Here is a 5,090-nt window from a genome sequence, read left to right as displayed (position 1 = left end):
CCCGGATTTCTCATAGCCACTCAGCGAGTCCCGCAGACTGTTCGGGTTACCGCTATGAGCGTTCAGGCGCGACCATTTTTGTCTAATAAGTATTCAATTTCTGTTATCTGGACACACTACCCCCTTACCCCCATTGCGTCGGGCCGGGGGAGCCCGGGCATCTACCCCGGAACCAGGCGGCGAACCAGATCCGTGAGTTCGTCCTTGTAAGGGTAGGCGTCACTCATCAGCACCCGGACTCGACGGGTATTGCGGATGATGACCGCCCCAACCTTGATCAGCTTCAGCCTCAGGTTGCTGGCGCTCATGCGCTCGAAGGGCGTCTTTTTCAGGTGCGCTCGTAATCGCTCGAACAGGGTGTAAGCGAAGCCGGACAAGATCAGCCGCCATTGATTCGTCCACCACCGCACACTCGACGTGCGATCCGCAAATAAGTACAGCTGCTGATCCTTGATCCGGTTTTCCATATCGCCACGGGCGCAGTATTGCTCGTAGTAGAGCTTAAAACCGTCATCATAGCGGGAACTGACCACGAAGCGAGGGTTCGAACCAAGCTCACCTTCTTCCAGGCGGGCCACCACCCAGCGAGGGTATTTCCAGGAGTGCGCCTGATACCGGAACCGATAGGTGGCGGAGACTTTTTCGCCAACTTTCTGGTGCGTGTCCCGAACCAGTTGTGATGGCGCTTCCACGTCCTTGAGCAACCGGCTGTTTTTACTGATGCCGACCAGGTAATCCACATGGTTCCGGTCGCACCAGCTCAACAAGCGGGGCCGGTAAAAGCCGCTATCACCCCGGAACACAATACGAGTGTTGGGCCAGTACTGTCGGATGAACTTTACCAGCAGAGCCAAGATGGCCCAGCTGTGTCGACTGTCACTGCGATTGCTGGTGCGCAGGTAGCTCACCAGCAGGTGACGGCCACAGAACACGTACAATGGAAAGTAACAATGGTGGTCGTAATAGGCGTTAAAGAACTTGCCAGGCTGATCGCCATGAACCGGGATATCGGTACCGTCAAAATCCAGCACGATTTCCTTCGGTGGCGTCTCGTGCTGTTCGATGAAGTGCTGCCACAGCAACTCGTGGGCTTTGATGACCGACTGACGGTCTACTTGCTGCTCCATTCGGCAGAGCGTAGACTTGCCAGCTAAATCGTTCTCTTTGCCGACCGCGGTTTGCAGGGCCTGATCAAAGCGCAGGGTCTCATGATCATTCAGGTCTTCGTACCCTGCCGCCATGCCGAAGACCCGTTGCCGAGTCATGGTTTCCAGCTTGTGGTGTACCAGCATTGGGTTCCGTGAATCGTTAAGCACTGAGGCCAGGCGCTGAGTCAGGCTGTGTCGTTTGTCGACTTCCCGAAGCAGGAGCAATTCGGCATCAGAGGTGATATGACCACCGGAGAAATCGGCTTCAATTTGGCGACGAGAGAGTGGCGAGAAGGTTAGCTTTTCGGGTACCATTTTGGATAGCGGCTGTTTGTGTTGGTTAACGGTGTAAGGCCCTGAAACTATATCACTTTCAGCCGCTTCTTCCTTCCTTACGCTACCTTCTCATGAGAAATCCGGGCTAAAACAGCAACTAAAGGTAAGCGCGGCCCCAGTTCCAAACTGCAACAACAAGTTGAACAGATCAGTCTGATGCCTCGCAGCAAACAGAAGTTTATTTCCGAGATGCTGGATGCGCTGATTGCGCAACAGAAGGCCGGTTAAGAATGGCCTCATCCAAGCAACTCAATAAAGTCAGTAAGTTTTTAAGTTTTGTTTTACGCCATAAGCCAGAAGCTATCGGCTTAGAGTTGGATACCAACGGCTGGGCCAATATTGACGACCTCATCAGCAAGGCTAATGCTTCAAGTGAACCGATCAACCTGGATCGCACTTTGATTCAGGAGGTTGTCGATACCAGTGATAAGAAACGATTTATTATTTCTGACGACGGACAAAATATCCGTGCCAATCAGGGACATTCAATCAATGTGGATTTGCAGCTAAAGCCGGTCACTCCACCGGAGTTTTTATACCACGGTACAGCGACACGGTTTCTCAATAGCATCTTGCAGGAAGGATTAAAGCCGCAACAGCGGCAGTACGTGCATCTGTCAACAGATATTGAAACAGCCACTGCTGTCGGGCAGCGCTACGGCAAGCCATTAATTCTAAAAATAAAAGCCCTGCTCATGCATGAACAGGGCTTTGTATTTTATCAGTCTGAGAATGGGGTTTGGCTTACTGAATCAGTACCTAGTACCTACTTAATAAGCCAGAGTTAATCCCAATCTTTTGCTAACTCTTTGGCTTCCTGCAGCCAAATATCGAAGCTCTCTAACTCCTCCCTTTCCTCCCATCCGGAAGATGCAAAATCATGAATAATTTTCACTTTCAGTATGGAGGAATTTTCTGAGACATCAAAACAAGCTACATCATCATCGTCTAAACGCCTAGCAAATGGAACCAAGTCCAAATTTGGGTAGCGCTCTTTTAATCCTGCATGACGGACATTAAGCCACTTTCCATGCAATAACTGCCAAGGGCCAAAGTCGATTTCATCATCTTCAAGCAGGCATAAAAGATTTTTGGGGTACTCAAACCATTCAGGTAAAAGCTCCCTACTCAATAGTTCGTACATCAATATTTTTTCCCGTATGAAATAAATGGAGAGCCTTCAGGGTACGTATTTCTAAACAAAGAGCTTTGATTGCTTATCCTGTTTTTAACAGCCTCACCCCAATTAGTTGGCACCTCTCCTTTTCTACCAATAAAGCGAGAAATAAACTGCTCATCATTAGGCAATAAGTCATCGAAATTATGGACTCTTGCTTGAATTTTCACTCCTGCAAGGTCCGCCGCAACTATCCGAGTATTATCCAGAGAGGTTAAGCCACCATCCGGCATACGAACAACATCTATTAGCTTATCTGGTTCAACCTGAAACCCATTTTTCTGCATGCTTTCGGTTAAAGCACGCAATGTAGCGCCTTGCTGCTTCGTAGTTGTTTGTGTAGTGCGGATAAATCGAGGATCAAGTTCAGTCAATCCATCAATCACGTTTTTGTTTGGAACATCAGCTTTACGAAGAGCCCCAAAAGCACCCTTAGCTTTGCTAACCAATGAGCCCGCAGCTTTCGTCGCTCCGCCAGCCACTATACCAGCAGCAGGCCCTGCCGCCATTCCCAAAGCCGCATCCTGAGCGACCATTTTATATCCTTCAGCCCGGTATTCACGCGTTTTCTCAGCTTGCCGAAGCGCGTCATTGAATGCCTCAACTGCTTGATTATCAACTCCGGGTAATTGGTTGCCTTCAGGATCATAGACTTTGCCATACATGGCGCCAATGGTTTCGCCATGGCCGTTAGGCCCAACAACAACCGTATCCAGCCCCACCGTCTCGCGAAGGTGCCTTTGTGATAACTGACTTTCTGGAACTGGAATTTCTTGCACAGGTTCCAGATTATCCAGAATCGGTGCATCCTCCCCCGTTTCAGCATTCTCTGGGGTAATAACCGCTTTAAACTCTAGCCCCAACGGATCCACAAAATCTAACGGGTTTTTGGTATAGCGGTAAGCATTTAGTCCGCCTTTTAAACCCAAAGGATCTGGCGTCAGATACCGGCCTGTCGCGGGATCATAATCCCGGAACCGGTTCTGAACAATTCCCGTCAGCTCATCCTCAAACTGCCCCGGCAATCTGAGTGACTGATGAATCCCGTGATTAAGTGTGTCGGGCTGGCACTTGCCCCACGCATCCGCATTACCCTCCCAGACCTTTTGCCCCTCCTGATCCCACAACCGAACAGGCATCATCCGATGATCCAGTTCGTAGTAGTAGGGTTGGTTGTCGATCAGCGTGATTAAGGGCTCATCGGTTTGTGGGTCACGGAGGTACCACTGCCATTGGCCGGAAGGACTTTGCTCTCCCAGCAAGACATCGTTGTGCCACAGGTAGGTGGTGGTGCCTGCGTCGGTTTTGCGCCAGGCCCGTCTGCCCAGGGCGTCGTAGCCGTAGGTGATGTGCTGCTCTGGCCGTTTGAATTCGATGAGCTGGCCTTCGGCGTCGAAGGTGCGGTGTTCGGTGGTTTGGCCGGTAATGCGGACTTCTGCGCCCAGGGCATCATAGGTTCGTTTATCGTCGCCGCTTCTGATCAGGCGATCCTGTTCAATCTGGCCGCCTTCCGGGAGTCGGTTGCCGCCCAGGTCGTAGTGGTAGGTTGTGTCGTTTTCATGGATCAGCTGACCCTGGCTGTCCCGCTGATAGTGGGTGTCGCCGGTCAGGTTGTCCTGGGTGGCTTCCAGGCGGTTTTCGGCATCCCAGCGGTAGCGTCTTGTGGCACTTTGTTGGCCCTGCCATTTGCGTTTGATCAGGCAGCCGTAGCGGTCGTGCAGCTGGCTTTGAGTGTTAGAGCCGGCGGTACGGGTGGCTTCGCGGTTCTGGTTGTCGAAGGTGCGTTCAATCAGGGGGTTGCCGTTCACCGCCAGGGTCTGCCAACGGCCTTGTGAGTCGTAGTGGTAGTGGACGGTGGTGCCGTCGGGCAGTTCGATCTTTTCTATCCGGCCACCGGGGCCGTAGCCGTAGGCGGTTTTATATTGGTCCTGATGGTGTTCGGTGATCTGGCCGAGGGTGTTCCACGTCCAGTGCAGCTTGCGGTCGGCGCAGCTGGCATGGGTGCGGCGGCCAGCGGTGTCGTAGCGATAATGGCGGGTGACCGCTTTGCGGTCTTTGCCCTGACTGGTCTGGGTCAGTACCCGGCCAGCGGGGTCTCGCTCTGTGCGCTGCGCCCAGAAACCTGGGTATTCCCGGTGGGTGATGTGCCCGGCGGCGTTGTATTGGAAACGGATGTCCCGGCCATCGGGGGCCGCGCAGCGGTCAATATGGCCTGCGGCATTCCAGCCCAGTTGCCATTGCTGGCCATCGGTGCGGGTGATGGCGGTCAGGCGTTCGCTGAGGTCGTACTGGTACTGAACCTTATGGCCATCGGGTCGGCGATACGCCAACGGGCGCATCAGCGGGCCGTATTCGTAGCCGTGATGGTCGCCCTGGGCGTTGGTGTAGTCGGTCAGGCGGCCAGCCTTGTCGTACTGGTACTGGCGGCT

4 protein-coding genes and 1 pseudogene are annotated in these 5,090 nt (G+C 52.9%); 1 reads left to right on the top strand and 4 read right to left on the bottom strand.

Annotated elements, in window-relative coordinates; translation table 11 throughout:
- Positions 1-161: 161 nt before the first annotated feature.
- Positions 162-1,463 (bottom strand): IS1380 family transposase, encoded by a 1,302-nt coding sequence (locus tag C7H09_RS12405; protein ID WP_106763143.1) that lies wholly within the window; start codon positions 1,461-1,463, stop codon positions 162-164.
- A 251-nt stretch (positions 1,464-1,714) separates the two neighbouring features.
- Between C7H09_RS12405 and C7H09_RS12400 the strand changes: the two genes are divergently transcribed.
- The gene (locus tag C7H09_RS12400; protein WP_106763148.1) at positions 1,715-2,272 is read left to right on the top strand and encodes an RNA 2'-phosphotransferase; all 558 of its coding nucleotides are present in this window, start codon (positions 1,715-1,717) and stop codon (positions 2,270-2,272) included.
- On the opposite strand, the gene C7H09_RS12395 is transcribed toward C7H09_RS12400, so the two are convergent.
- The 3 genes and pseudogenes from C7H09_RS12395 to C7H09_RS20590 all read right to left on the bottom strand — a co-directional run.
- Positions 2,269-2,628 (bottom strand): hypothetical protein, encoded by a 360-nt coding sequence (locus C7H09_RS12395; protein WP_106763146.1) that lies wholly within the window; start codon positions 2,626-2,628, stop codon positions 2,269-2,271. The two genes, C7H09_RS12400 and C7H09_RS12395, sit on opposite strands and share 4 nt — an antisense overlap.
- Entirely contained in the window at positions 2,628-4,469 is a 1,842-nt protein-coding gene (locus C7H09_RS12390) for an RHS repeat domain-containing protein (protein WP_240616584.1), read from the bottom strand. Before C7H09_RS12390 ends, C7H09_RS12395 begins: the two co-directional genes overlap by 1 nt.
- A 324-nt stretch (positions 4,470-4,793) precedes the next feature.
- Positions 4,794-5,057: pseudogene (locus C7H09_RS20590) on the bottom strand (hypothetical protein); the annotation flags it as partial.
- Positions 5,058-5,090 lie beyond the last annotated feature (33 nt).

Source organism: Marinobacter fuscus, assembly GCF_003007675.1.
Lineage (GTDB): Bacteria > Pseudomonadota > Gammaproteobacteria > Pseudomonadales > Oleiphilaceae > Marinobacter > Marinobacter fuscus.
This window is presented reverse-complemented; position numbering and strand designations above follow the sequence as displayed.